The following is a 16,146-nucleotide window of genomic DNA, read 5'->3' on the forward strand; positions in this document are numbered from 1 at the left end:
TAGATTAAGTCTGTACTCTTTTGCTTTAGCACTTTATTTTCCTACTGATAAACCCGCACCTTGCCCTCTTTTCACAACCGTTCCTTCATGATCAATCTCTAACTCACAAACTCGCATCACCGGAAACATTTTTGCTAATTGCACAGCAATTTCCTGACGTTTTTCATACGGAGTCAGAATAAAAACTGCTGGTCCAGCACCACTAAGCGCAGTTCCATATACTCCATTTTTTTTTGCATACTGGCGAATTTCTGGTAATAAGGGAATAAGCTGTGAACGATATGGTTCATGAAACAGATCCCTTTCCATCATTTCACCAACAATTTCCCATTTCTTTTGGCATAATGCTGCCACTAATACGTTACTTACTGCGCTGGCACGAACTGCATCATGGAAGTGAAATGTCTCTGGTAATACAGAACGACTTTTATTTGTATTTAATTCTTCATCAGGAATAAGAGAGATTACACCTAATTCTTTACTCTCTATTCTAACAACAGACACATGATTTCCATCCATCGCACCAATAACGATACCTCCTAAAATAGAAGCAGCTACATTATCAGGGTGTCCCTCGAAATTCGTAGCAAGGTGAACTTTCTCATCTGTTGTTAAATGTAATTCCCCAAGTTGATTGGCAAGCTCTATTCCTGCTACAATGGCTGATGCGCTACTACCTAACCCTCGCGCGAGCGGAATATTACTAGTAGCTTCTATTCTATATGGAGATAAGGAAGGACATACTTTAAGTGCCGTACTTACAATTAAATTCCTTTCATCATTCGGGATTGAAGAATCAAATGAATGTGCAACATGCCAATGAGTTGACTTTTCTTTCACAGCTACTTCCAAATATAATGATAACGCTATTCCAACAGAGTCGAAACCAGGACCTACATTTGCCGTACTAGCTGGAACACGAACTTTAAATGGAATCACGAAACAATCACTCCTTTAATATGTTCTTTTATTTGTTCTATATCATTTGAAACACTTGCAATCTCCAAATGATTAGAAGCAATAGCAATGTCAGGGTCTTTCAAACCATTTCCTGTTAACACAGCAACAACCGTCTCGCCCTTATGAATTTTTCCTGCTTGAACATGTTTAATTACACCTGCCAGAGAAGCATTTGACCCTGGTTCTGCAAAAACTCCCTCCGTTTTCGCTAACAACCGATAAGCATTTAAAATTTCTTCATCTGTTACCATATCAATTTCACCATTTGATTGCTCCGCTGCTTCTACAGCATAGGACCAGCTTGCTGGATTCCCAATGCGAATCGCAGTTGCGACTGTTTCTGGCGAATCAATGACATGACCTTTAACAATTGCAGCTGCACCTTCCGCTTCAAAACCGTGAATTCTCGGCTTCTTGAACCCCTTTTCTTTCTCATATTCACAAAATCCCTTCCAATACGCTGTAATGTTACCTGCATTTCCAACCGGAATAGCAAGAACATCTGGTGCTTTTTGCAACTGGTCACAAATTTCAAACGCAGCTGTTTTTTGTCCTTCAATTCGATATGGATTTACAGAGTTTACTAATGTAATCGGCTCTTCTGCCGCGATTTGGCGTACAGCTCGAAGTGCATCATCAAAGTTTCCTTCTATTGAAATAATCTCCGCTCCATATGCGATTGCCTGTGCTAACTTTCCATGAGCAATTTTCCCTTCTGGTATAACGATAATACACTTCATCCCAAGGCGAGCGGCATATGCCGCTGCCGATGCGGAAGTATTGCCTGTTGAAGCACAAATGATTGCTTGTGATCCTTCTTCTTTTGCTTTCGCAACCGCCATCACCATTCCTCTATCTTTAAAAGATCCTGTTGGGTTAGCCCCTTCATATTTTCCATATAAATGAATCCCTAATTCTTTAGAAATATTCAGAAGTGGAATGAGTGGTGTATTTCCTTCCATCAAGCTTACATCTGGTGTATTATCATTCACTGGTAAATAAGAAGCATATTGATTTAATAGTCCTTTATACATATTCTTTTTCCTCCTCAATAGCGTAATAACTTTTTATTTCATTTGTTACATTCTCTAGCAATGTTAAAACTTGTTCAAATTGATACTTTGAAGTTTGATGTGTCACAATTACAATTTCTGCAAGCTCTTGATTGAATGGCAGTTGTATAATTTCTTCTAAGCTAATCGATTCATTAACGAAACATTCTGTTATTTTTTGAAACATTCCTGGTTCGTCCCGTAATAAAATACGTAAGAAATATTTCGAAACAACTTCTTCATCTTGTTTTAATTTATAAGGCACTAACTCTTTTAACACATCTTGACTTTTCACTACTTGATTCATGTTTTTAACGATTGAAATAATATCACTCACTACAGCAGATCCTGTTGGTAATTTTCCAGCCCCTGGCCCATAAAACATAACTTCACCAACAGCATGACCATGTACATATACTGCGTTAAATTCGTTATTCACATTAGATAGGGGGTGATGACTCGGTAATAAAGTAGGCGCTACACTTAAGTTAATAGCTGAACCTTGCTTCTCCGCTTTCCCAACCAGTTTCATAGTAAAACCTAGTTTCCTAGCCATTTCTAAATCTTCTTTTTCTACATTTCGAATACCTCGAACATGTACATCATCTAAAGAAACATTCATCGAAAACCCTAAGTTTGCAAGAATAGCCACCTTTCGCGCAGCATCTAGTCCATCTACATCGGCTGACGGATCTGATTCTGCAAAGCCTAGTTTTTGCGCTTCTTGCAGCGCCTGTTCATATGACCAACCATTTTGACTCATTTTTGTTAATATATAATTTGTTGTACCATTTACAATTCCCATAATCTTTTCTATATGATCCGAAGCTAAGCCGTCTGCTAGTCCTCTTAAAATTGGAATTCCTCCAGCTACACTTGCTTCATAATACAACTGACAGCCATTTGCATTCGCTAATTTTAATAATTCATTACCATATACAGCCATTAAATCTTTATTTGCAGTTACGACATGTTTTTTATTACGTAACGCCCTGACAATAGCCTGTTTTGCTTCTTGGATCCCCCCCATCACCTCTACTACGATATCAATATTAGAGTCTTCTAAAATTTCATTTGCATCACTTGTTATCCTAATTCCATCAATTGAAACATCACGTTCTTTTTCCACATCACGTACTGCCACTGCCTTTACCTTTACTTCATATCCTGTATCAAGACTTATTTTTTCCTTATGATCTTTCAAAATATGAACGACACCGCTCCCTACTGTTCCAAGCCCTAATACTCCAACATGTACTACATTTCTCATTTTTAAATCTCCTCCTATTTTTCAAAGTATTTGATCATTATTTTCTTCCTATTTGCGCAGTCCATGGTGGTTCTCGTTCGTATCAATCGTCTCACTCTAACTGCACCTCCTTTCAATTCAGTAATAAATTGTATAAAAAAACACACTCATCCCTAAAAAAGGGACGAATGTGTTTTCGTGGTTCCACCCTTGTTCCAATCCAAACATACATTCATTTTGAATTGCTCAAGTTCAGATAACGGCTGAGACCGTCAATAATTACTAGATTATTCGTTCACTATTGAAGTTCAAAGGTGGTAAGATTATTTTCCGTGTTAGGAAGCTCGCAGCCTATGGCCTCCCTCTCTGCAAACCGTAAAAATGATCTCGTGTCCTTATCATTACTTTTCGTTCAGTTCTATTTGTTAATTCATTATACGTACATATTACAAAAAAGCAAGAAAAGTTTTTATTTTTTTAATTTTTAAATATTTATTCCATATAAAAAAACACACTCACCCCTAAAAAAGGGACGAATGTGTTTTCGTGGTTCCACCCTTGTTCCAATCCAAATATACATTCGCTTTGGATTGCTCAAGATCAGATAACGGCTGAGACCGCCAATAATTACTAGATTACTCGTTCACTACCAGAGTTCAAAGGTGGTAAGATTATTTTCCGTGTTAGGAAGCTCGCAGCCTATGGCCTCCCTCTCTGCAAACCGTAAAAATGATCTCGTGTCCTTATCGTTACTTTTCGTTCATGTCTATTTGTTAAATTATTATAATTACGACAATTCAAAAAAGCAAGCTTATTTTTAAAAAAATATTTATTTTGATATTTATATAATCTTTTCCACATAACACAATTACTGTCTTATTTCATATCTTGAAATAATATCATCACCAATCACTAAAGCTATTAAATCTGCATCCTTTTCATTAAAAAAAGTGCGGATTATGCGGATAATAACAACTTATATTATTGTATTTCTAGTTTCCAAGGCTTTCTAATTATCAATGAAAAAACGCCTTTATATGAATTATATTTATATACTTTATCTAACAACATACTATACAATTTTTTCAATACAACCTTTTTGTATAACTCTCTTCTAAAGAGCGTGCGACTTCTTCTTCATTTGCATTCACTTTGGCATGATCAACAAGTATTCTTGCCGCTGATGGCAATTCTTCCTTTTCTAACCAAGAATCTGGATTCCACAACTTAGATCTTATGAATGCTTTTGCACAATGAATAAAGCATTCTTCTATTTCTACAACAATTCCAACCAGTGGACTACGGCCATTCACTTGCATTTTTTCTAAAATTTCTTCGTCTTTTGTGATAGTTGCACGACCATTTATTCGTAATGATTCCCCAAGTCCTGGAATAAAAAAGATAAGTCCTATCCTTGGATTAGATAAAATATTAAGAATAGAATCAACTCGCCGATTCCCTGGTCTTTCTGGAATTACAATTTGATTTTCATTTAAAACATATACAAATCCAGGTGCATCTCCCTTAGGTGATGCATCACAATGACCAAATTTGTCTGAAGTAGACATTACTAGAAAAGGAGATTTAGACAGAAAGTCACGACAATGATGATCAAGAGATGGAATCACTTTCTTCACCGCACGCTCACTTGGATACCCTAAAATAAGACGTAATTCTTCTTCCGTTGAAATGAAAGAATTTATTTTTCTTTCCTCCAGTCCCATTCAATATACACCCCTTACTATTTTTCTTTATTTTCCCAAAATTACATACAATTATTGTATACTAAACTATACAGAAAGGGGAATATAAATGACAGAATGGTTAACGATATTTGATACAGAAGGAAACAAAATTGGAAAAAAACTACGTGATGATGTACATCGTGACGGTGATTGGCACGAAACATTCCATTGCTGGTTTGTAGAAAAAGAAAACGAAGACATTTTTTTATACTTCCAATTACGAGCTAAAAACAAAAAAGATTTCCCAGGAAAATGGGATATTACATCTGCTGGACATATTATGCATGGTGAAGATGCAGGAATTGGTGGTCTTCGTGAAATAGAAGAGGAATTAGGTCTATCCTTTCGAGCTACTGATTTAGAATACAAAGGCATTTTTAAAATCAATCATGAAACCCCGCACTTCATTGACCGTGAAATGTGCCATATGTATTTTCACGCTGTTACAAGACCACTTCCGTTTACTCCAGGTGATGAGGTTGAAGATGTAATGAAAGTAAATGCAACTTCTTTTTTACAGCTTTTAAAAGGAGAAACCTTATCTACAATAGGCATTCCGGTTTTAAACAAAGACGCTAAACCTATTACAATAACATTTGAAGATATCTATCCATATGAACTTGAATATTATAAATTTGTCATAGAAAAAGGACGAGCTATGCTAAAAAAACAATAATTTTTTAAAGCTTGGGTCCCCCCTACTTAAATAGGAGGACTCAAACTTTAATCAACTCTCACCAATCGGACTTTTATTATCAGTTCACCTCCCACCTAATTTCCTTATCTTTGATTTCACTGAATTTTGAAGAGGAGTATTACTACCAACTAATACGTGATAAAGACGATTTATTGTTTCTCCAGTACCTTTAATTTCTTCTCTACTAGTACAAACATATCAATGATTAATATAATCATAAATAAAAACATACATCATTCTTATTTAAATGATGTATAAATGAATGCCCCTATTATTTTTTCCCTATTAATTATTTAATATATTGATATTTTGGATGCTCTCTTCCGTCTAAATAGAAAGAGTTCATATCGTTTTTCTCATTCGAGTTCATATTTATTTACTTTCTCTGTTTCGACGTTTGAAACATGCTAGGGAGCGTCACAAATCGCGCCCCTTTCGCTTTCAGTTCAGGAATAATCCGATCTAATGAGTCTACGGATCCTTGCAAGTTCCCTCCTGGCGTAGAATGTTGTAATATAACACTTCCCGGAAACGCATTCCCTAATACAGTATTTGTAATCTTTTCTGCACTTACACCTTTCCAATCAACGGTATCTACGCTCCACTGCACAATCATAAAGTTTTGCCCTGTAGCCCATTCCAGTTGTTTTTCGCGTATTTCGCCATAAGGTGGACGGATAAACTTCGGAGCGTATCCTGCCAACTTCTGCAATATCCCTTCTGTTTTTACGATTTGATTCCGATATTCTTCATCGCTCACCTTCGCTAAATTTGGGTGATTATACGTATGATTCCCAATCGTATGGCCTTCATTTGCAATTCGCTTTACTACATTAGGATATCTTTCTGCATTTTCGCCAAGAAGGAAAAAAGCAGCTTTTACACCATAATTTTTTAACTTATCTAATATTTGCGGAGTAAATACAAGATCTGGTCCGTCATCAAATGTAAGAGCAACTTCAGCTTTATTATACGGACCTGAAAACGCATAAGCATATTTTTCAACCCATGAAAACGGAGTCCAAGATCCTCTAAGCTCTTCTCCACCTTGAACTTCATTTTCTAAACTAATATTTGATAAGTTAGGAGTTATATTTAAATAGTTTTGATAATGAAATGTACTAGGATACGGCATATAGGAATACGCATTATACAAAGGTATATTACGCTCTGGAATCCATTGAAAAGGAAGCAATATTTCTGATGGATAGAAATAATACATTATGATAAATCTCCCCTTTAAAGCTGTAAATTTCCCCTTATATCTCTGTTATAAAAAAACTCTCTTCAGTTTTTATATGCTATTGATTCATATTGTGTTAGAACTTTCGAAACAGAAATAACACCGTCCAATTATTTGAACGGTGTTGACTTTATCATATACAATTAATAAATTGCTTTACTATCTTTCGGTAAAGATTTCACATGCTTTAAATACCTTATCACTCTGTCATCATCATTTCGTGGATATTCATAACTAAAATAGCTAGCAACTCCGATTGCAGTTTCTCTAAATAAATCTTCCATTACAAAGAAAGACTTCCAAATGGTTTCATACTCTGCATTTGAAAAAGTCTCCACATATCGTTTCCACATGTCATTCTCAAGATATTGTTCAAAATACTTTCCAAATTTCCCAGCGCTAACTGTAAAATTTGTCTTTATCCCAATATGCCATTCTAGCATTTGCATCAGCATATTTCTCACAGGACCTTCAAGCATCCCTTTTACATAGGGTAGCTCTTCTCTCCACAATCCTTTTGCAACATTGGTACTACACCACCAAAACTCATTACAGCAATCCGCAAATTCTTTTTCAATTGACCTTTTTATAAGATAATCTGAATCACTTGCTGGTGGAAATGGTTCAATACAGCCATCTTTATCAAGAAGAAGTACACTTAAGCTATCTCTATCAAGAAGTTCATTTACTAATTCTACTGGAACTAAAGTCAAATCGATTCGATTCCCGTCTATAAACTGCATCAAATAAGGAAATTTCCCATCCTCTTCTGGTGGAACTAAAGTGCTTTCTTCTGGCATTTGTACAATCATTATTTCTCCAAATCTATTTATCCAGCTGTGATCAGATGTGAATGACCTTATATCTTTCACAACATATATAATATCGTAATCTTGAAAACAGTCTTTCTTCACATTTGGATTCACACGAGAACCATTCATAATAACTGCACGAATACGTTTATCTTCTCTCGCTGTATTTAATATTAAATCCATCATTTCTTTTTCGCTTCTCATATTTTCATAACCTCCAAATTTTATTAGTGCACCGTACTATATTCATTTTGGAGGGGCACGAGAAGAATCACCTGTATTCCATACATGTTATAACATATCAAACATTTTCTTCATTTTTTCCTCCTAGTCTAGTAGATCGACGCCATTTAAATTTTATCACTCTGTTACAAGCGCCATTACAAATCCATCATATCCCTTACTCCCTACTGTTTGAATTGCTGTGCCACTTACACGCGGTTCAGCAGCAATTCATTCATAGAAACGACGTATCCCCTGTACACGCGAATCATCACTTGAAGCATCAATCACTTCCCCTTCACGCACTACATTATCTCCAATAATTAAGCTACCACGCCTTGAAAGTTTAAGAGCCCACTCAAAATACGCTGAATTGTTTTGTTTATCCGCATCAATAAAAATAAAATCAAATGGCTCATAATCTTCATTAGCTATTTGTTGTAAGGAGTCTATTGCCATCCCTGTTCGTACATGAACTACATCACTCAATTTAGCTCTTTCAATATTAGCACGAGCAATTTCAGCGTACTTTTCACTTACTTCAAGCGTAATAAGACGACCACCTGTTGGTAATGCTCTTCCAAGCCATATTGTGCTATATCCCCCTAAAGTTCTAATCTCTAAAATATTCCGTGCCCCGTGGATTTGTACAAGTAATTATAAGAATTTCCCCTGAGCTATTGAAACGTCATGCGCTGGCAAATTAGCTTCCGCATTCACTTGAAGTACCTCTTCAAGAATAGAATCAGTTGGCACAAGTAAATTCGTAATATAGTCATCAACAGCTGTCCATTTATCAATATGATTCACGTAAATACCATTCCCTTCGAATTGTATGGGATAACCCTTCAATAACTTTCACTTCCATTATAGTTCATAAAATTCGGAATTAAAAATAAATAAAAAAGATTTGGCTTTAAACCAAATCTTTTTTTATTCATATACAATTTCTTACGGATTAGTAGACCAAAGCCCAGCAGATTTAATAAATGTACGTTTATTTAATTTCAGCTGCGCTACGATAAACTCTGCAATATCTTCTGCTTGCATGACTCTATCTGGATTACCATCTGTTAATCCTAATTCTACTGCCATATCTGTTGCAACTGTACTTGGTGTTAAAGCTGTTACACGAATGTTGTGTTTACGTACTTCCATCGCTAATGATTCTGTTAAACCAAGAACACCAAATTTTGAAGCACTGTATGCACTTGTTACTGGTGCACCTTTTTGTCCAGCTGTAGATGAGATGTTAATGATGTCACCAGATTGTTGTTCAATCATGCTTGGCAATGCTGCACGAGTTGCATAATATACACCCATTAAGTTGACTTGGATAATTTTTTCCCAATCAGCAACATCTAATTCTAAGAACTTACCGAACTTAGAAATACCTGCATTATTAATTAAAATATCGATAGAACCTAATCCACTTTTTAATGTTTCAATAGCAGTAGTAACTTCTTCATATGAAGATACATCAGCAGTAGCAATAACAGCTTTTACGCCTTCAGCTTCCACTTCTTTCGCCACTGCTTTTAAGTTTTCTTCAGAGCGCGCTAAAAGGCCAACATTTACGCCTTCTTTTGCTAAAGCAATTGCTACAGCACGGCCAATTCCTCTTCCTGCTCCTGTAATTAATGCATTTTTCCCTTGTAATAACTCTGCCAAATATAACACTCCTCAATCATTCTAAGTTACTTTTTCATACCATGAATTCTATATGTATATCACCCTAAATGCAATTATGCACTTTGATGTGCGTAGGTTACTTGTAAGTAACTAATGTGTTTAATATAGTCTCTATAACATTACACATATTTAATCATTCTTAGACATAGAATATTTCTTGTTTTGAATACGGGCTGTATTCTAAAAGACTATTGCTATTTAGAAGAAGAGAAACTATGCTTCTCTCTTCGTTATCTTATCTATATTGATTCGGGTCATGTTCTTTTAGTTTATAGATTTACTGCCAGGAATCGAAACAATAAATTCAGTTCCATTTCCAACCACACTCTCTACCCGTATCTTCCCTTGGTGAAGGTCAATCACTTTTTTCACAATCGCCAATCCTAAGCCGTTCCCCCCATGTGCACGATTTCGTGATGAATCTACTTTATAAAATCGCTCGAAAATATGTTGCTTTTTTTCCTCTGATATTCCTATTCCTGTATCACGAATATGAACCTCAGCTTGTTCGTCATTTTGCATTAATTGAATCGTAATTGCTCCACCACTTGGCGTAAATTTAATACTATTATGAAGTAAATTTATCCATACTTGACTCATACTTTCTTTATCCGCCGTAACGTATACTTTGTCTAAAGATAGTTCTAACTCAATTTCCTTTTCACTCCAAAGCGGTTCACAATTTAGCACAATTTGTTTTAATTGTTGATCTAATCTATATGTTATATGCTCTGGCAAATGTTCTTCAGATTCTAACAACGTTAATTTAAGCAAATTATGACTAAGCTTAGATAGCCTTGTTGTCTCTGTTTCAATGATCGTAAGGTAATGCTTTTTCTTTTCATCTGGTAAGTGATCATCTTGGAGTGCGCGCGCAAATCCTTTAATCGATGTTAGCGGCGATTGAATTTCATGCGAAACATTAGATACAAATTCTTGTCGCATTCTTTCCATTGCATTCAATTCATCCGCCATTTCATTAATACTTTTCACAAGGACACCTATTTCTCCATCATACTGCTCTTCATTCCTTATTTTCACAGAAAAATCACCTTTTGTAATTTTTTGTATCGGCTCAATAATAGACCAAACCATTGCTTCTCGCTTTGGTCTCATTAAAAGTCCAATTGTCATACTAGCTAAAATAGCAAATAACAAACTTAAAATATTACTAATCAGAAAGCTAACAAAAGGTGCCACTTCTATGCTTAAAACACGTAGCACATATGATGATACAAAAAAGGCAATTGCCCAAAGTATAATAAGAGAGAGGAATACTCCCCCAACACTTACTATTACCTTCCAAAACTTTCGTCTACTCATTTCCTTACCTCTAATCGATAACCTAGCCCACGAATTGTCTTTATTGTAAAACCTGTTTGCTCTTCCTGAAACTTTTCACGCAAGCGATTAATATGAACATCCAAAGTCCGTTCATTCCCTTCAAAATCATACCCCCACACTGCTTCAATCAATTGCTCCCTTGAGCATGTTCTACCTACCTTTGAACCTATAGTAAACAATAGCTCAAATTCTTTTAAAGGTAATGTTATCGTTTGCTCTCCAATTGTAACTTCAAATGTTTTACGATTTAATAATACATTTCCCACTTGGATAGACTGTGATACATTGATTTGATATCGCTTCAGTAACGCTTTTACTCGTACAACTAATTCTAATGGATCAAAAGGTTTTACGAGATAATCATCTGTCCCTAACTGGAACCCTTTCACCTTTTGCGAAGTTTCTCCTTTTGCTGTAAGCATTAAAAGAGGGATATCGTAATATTTTCTTAATTCATAGCATAGTTCCCAGCCATCCATATTTGGCATCATGATATCGAGTATAACCATATCCATTTTCACTTCTTCTATTTTACGGAGAGCATCCATCCCATCAATCGCCTCGTATGTTTGAAAACCTTCTCGTTCCAAGAACACAGAAACTAATTCTCTAATGTGTGGATCATCATCTACTACTAAAATTTTCGCCATCAAATCGTCACCTCTTCTCTTTTATCATGCCATTTATAATAATGAATAAGCAGTGAAGTAAAAAATGTCCCCACTGCTTCAAAATCTAATACTACATGCAATCGTTTTATAGCGCCCTCTCTTTAATTTTCAATTGCTGCATTGCAAATTCACGGTACATATCATGAGATTGTAACAATTCATCGTGAGAGCCACTCCCTGTAAGTTTTCCTTTTTCAATAAAGATAATTTTGTCTGCATCTACAACAGTAGAAAGTCGGTGTGCAATAACTAAAGTTGTTCTGCCTTTCATTAAGTTATTTAACGCTTTTTGAACTACAGATTCCGATTTACTATCAAGACTTGAAGTCGCTTCATCTAACATTAAGATTTGCGGATCTCGGAGCAACGCACGAGCAATCGCAATTCTTTGCCTTTGCCCTCCTGATAGCTTCACACCACGTTCTCCGACTTCCGTATCATATCCTTTCGGTAAATCATGAATAAATGCATCAACATAAGCCATCGCGGATACTCGTTCTATTTCCTCGTCACTAACATTCCCTTCAACTCCATAGCAAATATTATCTCGGATCGTCCCATCAATTAACGGACTATCTTGTGATACATATCCAATTTGGCGTCGCCAAGATTGTAATGAATATGTTGAAATAGGCTCTTTCCCTAACTTTACAACACCACTCGTCGGTTCATAAAAACGTTCTAGTAAAGAAAACAATGTCGTTTTCCCACTACCACTAGGTCCTACAATTGCAGTTACTTTTCCTGATTCAATTGTAAAATGAATATTTTGTAGTACCTTTTCTTCTTCGTTATATTCAAAATCTACATTTTCAATCAAAATGGATTGCTTTGCATTTGTCACATTAACACCATCTATATGATTTTCAACTTCATACTCTAAAATTGTATTAATACGTTCCGTTGCACCGATTGCCTTTTGGAATTGCGTAAAGAACATTGAAAGCTGACTCATCGGCATAACAATTTGCACTAAATATAGAATAAATGCCACAAGTTCTCCTGTTGTTAGTGCCCCACTAGAAACTCGCATTCCACCATACCCTACAATAATAACAAGCAACGCCATTAAAACAAACGACATAACTGGCGTAATTAAAGCTTGCACTTTTCCTTCCTTTAATCCAAATTGTAATAACTTTTGAATTCCTTTGTTACCATTTTCATATTCTTTTGACTCCGTATTTGACGATTTCACCAAACGAATTTCTGATAATACTTGGTTTAACACACTTGTAAAAGAAGCCGTCTCATCTTGTAGTGTTTTAGAAATTTTATACATCATTCTTCCAAGTGGCACTAAAATCAAAACAGATAACGGAATAACTGTTAACAATAGAACTGTCATTTTCCAATCTAAAACAAATAATACAATTAATGATCCGACAATAGAAATACCACCTGTTAATAAGTTAGACAGGTGCTCTGAAATTAATGTTCTTACAACACCTGTATCATTTGTCATACGGCTAATCGTATCACCCGTCCTGTTTTGATCATAGTAAGAAACCGGTAAGATCAGAACCTTTTTCCATAGTCGTTCTCTAATTCCAGCTACAATTTTTTGCCCAATATAATTAAGGAAATAAATCGATAACCCTGCTGCAATTGTTTGAACAACAAAAAATGCAACTAATCCAACAATCTGAATTGTATTTATTGATGAGATTGAAAAATTATCAACTAACCCTTTTGTAAGCATTGGAATAAACAAACTCGCTCCTGTTGAGAACAAACTCATTACTAATGCAAAAATAAGAATACCTCTCGGAGGATTTGTATCTTGTATGAGGCGTAAAAACTTTCGCCAACTGCCCTTTTGTTTCTCTTTATTTTTTATTTCCACTTCTGTTCATCTCCTTATTTCAATCCAAACGGCTATTTCTAAAATTAGAATACGATATGAATGTAAACTGAATGTAAACAGTCAAATACTTAATCTATTTTTTTTGGAAATAAAACACATCAAACATTATCTTTACAACAGATATAATTATCTGATATTATTACCTGGTACTTATGAGAATGAGTATTCTTTCATTTCAATAAAAAGGAATTATACAATAATGATTCCAATATATATAACATGTATTTTTACACCCTACGATTGTAGGAATATCACACAAACCTTACAAATCTTCATTGATTGAAAGGAGTATCCCTTTGTACACAAACAAGAATCCCAAAAAGAAAACCATTATATTCATTCATGGATTAGTCGGAAATCGTCGTGCCTTTAAAAAAGAATATAAACGTTTTTCTTCCTCTTACAATATAGTAACATATGACTTGCTAGGACATGGTGAAGACAAAGGACAAGCAATCGAATTTTCTTTAGACCGATTAGTACAACAGCTATCCGACCTGTATGAAACAGAAGGAATTGAACAAGCTCATATTTGTGCCTTAAGCTATGGTTGTTATATTGCTACTATATTTGCACACAAATACCCTGAAAAAGTATTAAGCCTTTGTCATATTGGTGGACATTATAATAATCCATCCCTTTTATATAATGTCTTTCGAAAATTTTGGGATAAAAGAGAACATGACTATTCTACTTGGCTATATCAATATGCAAATACAATTTTCCCAAGTGGAATATTAAAAGCAAGTCCTTTTGCAGTCATTTCAAAAAACATTTATTATCGCTTTGGATTACAGCTACACTCGTCCATTATTGTTCAATCGCTCAAGCACCGTTTAGAATTTGATTTAAAATCTCGTTTAAAAGAATTGTCGCAGCCTATTTTATGGGTAATGGGAGAACATGATCATCTCTACAAATCTTGTCTATTTGACTTAAAATCTATTCTCCCAAACGTGTTATACAGAGAAATCCCGCTAGCTGGGCATGCAGCAAATTTATTTCGTCCTAACTATTTCCATGATTTGTATTCTCGCTTTTTACAAGGAGAGTTAAAATAGAAAAATATATAGTCGCACAAAATGCAAAAAGAGAAACATGTATTTATACAAGTGTTTCCCTCTTTTTCATTTCTATCATTCATTTATATTTTCAAAAATAAAACTAAAGACAAGAAAAGCTTTCTAGTTTCCTAGAAAGCTTTTCTTTATAATATTGAAGAATTAAATTCTCTTATTACGCTTTTGTATAACCAGCTAAATGCTGACTCCAGTAAGAACTATTTACTGATTGAACTCTTACACCAGTTTTTTCAGTTTCTGCACTGATGAACTGACCGTTTCCTAAGTAAATACCCATATGAGTCATACCTCCAGCACCAGTAGTATTGCTAAAGTATACTAAATCGCCTGGTTGTGGATTACTAGTATGTTGTTTGCTGCTCCAGTAGCCAGCAACATTTTGACGTCCACCAGAATGACCTGCTTCTTTTAATACATAGTAAATGAAACCACTGCAGTCAAAGCCATTAGGTGTTGTACCTCCCCATGTATATGGTGAACCATTTAATGATTGTGCAATAGACACAATTGATGATCCATTAGCAGATGGTGTTGTCGGTTTTTCTGTTTGTGTATTTCCTTGCTCACCGCCAGTAGTTGGACGAGAAGGCGTAGTTACATTTGCTGTACCACCTTTTACAAACTTAACAAGATCTGCACTTACATAACCTGTTTTTCCTTGGTGGTTAATTTTATACCAACCGTTTTCCCCACTAATAACTTGTAATGTTTGACCTTTCACTACGCCACCAATTACAGGATTATATGTAGCTGGGCCTGTACGTACACGTAAAGCACCTGTATCAACAACATATGAACCATCTTTTCGGATTGTCATTTCATTGTTGCTAGGCTTTTCTGTTTCTGTATTTACATTTGTAGTTGTGCCGCCTTTTGTTACAAAGTCTTTACTTACATAGCCAGTTCCGCCATCGCGGTTAATTTTAAACCAGTCTTGTACTTCACCGACAACTTGTACAGTTTGTCCTTTGTTTACAGTACCTACAACTGTATGAGAAGCGCTAGGGCCTGTACGTACGTTAAGTGAAGAAACATTTACTGTATATGTACCTGTTCCTTGTTGAACAGCAGTTCCTTGTTTTCCACCAGTTGTTACGAAGTCGCCGCTTACATAGCCTGTTTGACCGTTTACATTTACTTTAAACCAGCCATTTTCTTGACCAGTTACTTGTAGCACTTGGCCTTCTGTTACTTTAGAAATAATGTTATGTCCTGTGCCAGCACCTGAACGAACATTTAATACATCAGCTGTTACTGTATATTTTAGTTCAGAATTTGTTTCTACTGCATTTGTTTCAGTTACATTTGTTTCAACCGTTTGTTCTTGAGTTTGTCCATTGATTTCTTTTAGTGCATCAGCTGAAACTTGTGCATGAGCAGTATCCATTCCAGGAACTGCTACGCCAGCTACAGATGCTGCTGCTAAACCTGCTAGTACTTTTTTCATAAGTTGTATTAACTCCCTTTCCCTACTACCCTCTTAAAAAATAAACTTAATATTTTCCAAAAA

Annotated in this window: 13 protein-coding genes, 1 pseudogene and 1 other annotated feature; of the genes and pseudogenes, 2 read left to right on the plus strand and 12 right to left on the minus strand. The window is 35.4% G+C overall.

Going from position 1 to position 16,146, the window contains the following annotated elements; genetic code table 11:
* Positions 1-33 precede the first annotated feature (33 nt).
* From thrB to Y7E_RS0115390, 4 genes are all read right to left on the minus strand, one after another.
* Positions 34-939 carry a homoserine kinase gene (gene thrB, locus Y7E_RS0115375; RefSeq protein WP_017152161.1) on the minus strand — a complete coding sequence of 302 codons (906 nt, stop codon included), beginning with the start codon at positions 937-939 and terminating at the stop codon, positions 34-36.
* A complete protein-coding gene (thrC, locus tag Y7E_RS0115380; RefSeq protein WP_017152162.1) occupies positions 936-1,994 on the minus strand; it encodes a threonine synthase in 1,059 nt (352 codons plus the stop codon). Before thrC ends, thrB begins: the two co-directional genes overlap by 4 nt.
* Positions 1,987-3,282 (minus strand): homoserine dehydrogenase, encoded by a 1,296-nt coding sequence (locus tag Y7E_RS0115385; protein ID WP_017152163.1) that lies wholly within the window; start codon positions 3,280-3,282, stop codon positions 1,987-1,989. Before Y7E_RS0115385 ends, thrC begins: the two co-directional genes overlap by 8 nt.
* A 156-nt stretch (positions 3,283-3,438) precedes the next feature.
* Positions 3,439-3,672, minus strand: a binding site (T-box leader).
* Between the two features lie 674 nt (positions 3,673-4,346).
* A complete protein-coding gene (locus Y7E_RS0115390; protein ID WP_017152164.1) occupies positions 4,347-4,985 on the minus strand; it encodes a pyridoxamine 5'-phosphate oxidase family protein in 639 nt (212 codons plus the stop codon).
* A gap of 88 nt (positions 4,986-5,073) precedes the next feature.
* On the opposite strand from Y7E_RS0115390, the gene Y7E_RS0115395 reads away from it, so the two are divergent.
* On the plus strand, positions 5,074-5,682 hold the full coding sequence (locus Y7E_RS0115395) for an NUDIX hydrolase (RefSeq protein WP_017152165.1): 609 nt from the start codon (positions 5,074-5,076) through the stop codon (positions 5,680-5,682).
* Between the two features lie 397 nt (positions 5,683-6,079).
* Here Y7E_RS0115395 and Y7E_RS0115400 read toward each other — a convergent pair whose 3' ends face one another.
* The 7 genes and pseudogenes from Y7E_RS0115400 to Y7E_RS0115430 form a co-directional block, all read right to left on the minus strand.
* Positions 6,080-6,925, minus strand: coding sequence for a peptidoglycan-N-acetylglucosamine deacetylase (locus Y7E_RS0115400; protein ID WP_017152166.1), 846 nt, complete (start codon positions 6,923-6,925; stop codon positions 6,080-6,082).
* Positions 6,926-7,089: 164 nt separating this feature from the next.
* Positions 7,090-7,962 carry an aminoglycoside 6-adenylyltransferase gene (locus Y7E_RS0115405; protein WP_017152167.1) on the minus strand — a complete coding sequence of 291 codons (873 nt, stop codon included), beginning with the start codon at positions 7,960-7,962 and terminating at the stop codon, positions 7,090-7,092.
* 156 nt (positions 7,963-8,118) lie between these two features.
* Positions 8,119-8,790 (minus strand): annotated as a pseudogene (locus Y7E_RS29955) (O-methyltransferase).
* A 141-nt stretch (positions 8,791-8,931) separates the two neighbouring features.
* Positions 8,932-9,651, minus strand: a complete 720-nt coding sequence (locus Y7E_RS0115415; RefSeq protein ID WP_017152170.1) for a 3-ketoacyl-ACP reductase — start codon at positions 9,649-9,651, stop codon at positions 8,932-8,934.
* A gap of 285 nt (positions 9,652-9,936) precedes the next feature.
* On the minus strand, positions 9,937-10,995 hold the full coding sequence (locus Y7E_RS0115420; RefSeq protein WP_017152171.1) for a sensor histidine kinase: 1,059 nt from the start codon (positions 10,993-10,995) through the stop codon (positions 9,937-9,939).
* A complete protein-coding gene (gene hitR, locus Y7E_RS0115425; RefSeq protein WP_026049224.1) occupies positions 10,992-11,669 on the minus strand; it encodes an envelope stress response regulator transcription factor HitR in 678 nt (225 codons plus the stop codon). Before hitR ends, Y7E_RS0115420 begins: the two co-directional genes overlap by 4 nt.
* A gap of 103 nt (positions 11,670-11,772) precedes the next feature.
* A complete protein-coding gene (locus Y7E_RS0115430) occupies positions 11,773-13,533 on the minus strand; it encodes an ABC transporter ATP-binding protein (RefSeq protein WP_017152173.1) in 1,761 nt (586 codons plus the stop codon).
* A gap of 317 nt (positions 13,534-13,850) precedes the next feature.
* Between Y7E_RS0115430 and Y7E_RS0115435 the strand changes: the two genes are divergently transcribed.
* A complete protein-coding gene (locus Y7E_RS0115435; RefSeq protein WP_017152174.1) occupies positions 13,851-14,615 on the plus strand; it encodes an alpha/beta fold hydrolase in 765 nt (254 codons plus the stop codon).
* Between the two features lie 175 nt (positions 14,616-14,790).
* Here the strand turns inward: Y7E_RS0115435 and entFM are convergent, their stop codons facing one another.
* Positions 14,791-16,083 carry an enterotoxin EntFM gene (gene entFM, locus Y7E_RS0115440; protein ID WP_017152175.1) on the minus strand — a complete coding sequence of 431 codons (1,293 nt, stop codon included), beginning with the start codon at positions 16,081-16,083 and terminating at the stop codon, positions 14,791-14,793.
* Positions 16,084-16,146: the final 63 nt, after the last annotated feature.

Origin of the sequence: Bacillus bingmayongensis (assembly GCF_000299035.1) — a bacterium.
GTDB lineage: Bacteria > Bacillota > Bacilli > Bacillales > Bacillaceae_G > Bacillus_A > Bacillus_A bingmayongensis.

Coding starts and splice junctions, on each gene's coding strand:
- thrC (WP_017152162.1), bottom strand. CDS start 1,994: ATGTATAAAGGACTATTAAATCAATATGCTTCTTATTTACCAGTGAAT.
- Y7E_RS0115385 (WP_017152163.1), bottom strand. CDS start 3,282: ATGAGAAATGTAGTACATGTTGGAGTATTAGGGCTTGGAACAGTAGGG.
- Y7E_RS0115390 (WP_017152164.1), bottom strand. CDS start 4,985: ATGGGACTGGAGGAAAGAAAAATAAATTCTTTCATTTCAACGGAAGAA.
- Y7E_RS0115395 (WP_017152165.1), top strand. CDS start 5,074: ATGACAGAATGGTTAACGATATTTGATACAGAAGGAAACAAAATTGGA.
- Y7E_RS0115400 (WP_017152166.1), bottom strand. CDS start 6,925: ATGTATTATTTCTATCCATCAGAAATATTGCTTCCTTTTCAATGGATT.
- Y7E_RS0115405 (WP_017152167.1), bottom strand. CDS start 7,962: ATGAGAAGCGAAAAAGAAATGATGGATTTAATATTAAATACAGCGAGA.
- Y7E_RS0115420 (WP_017152171.1), bottom strand. CDS start 10,995: ATGAGTAGACGAAAGTTTTGGAAGGTAATAGTAAGTGTTGGGGGAGTA.
- entFM (WP_017152175.1), bottom strand. CDS start 16,083: ATGAAAAAAGTACTAGCAGGTTTAGCAGCAGCATCTGTAGCTGGCGTA.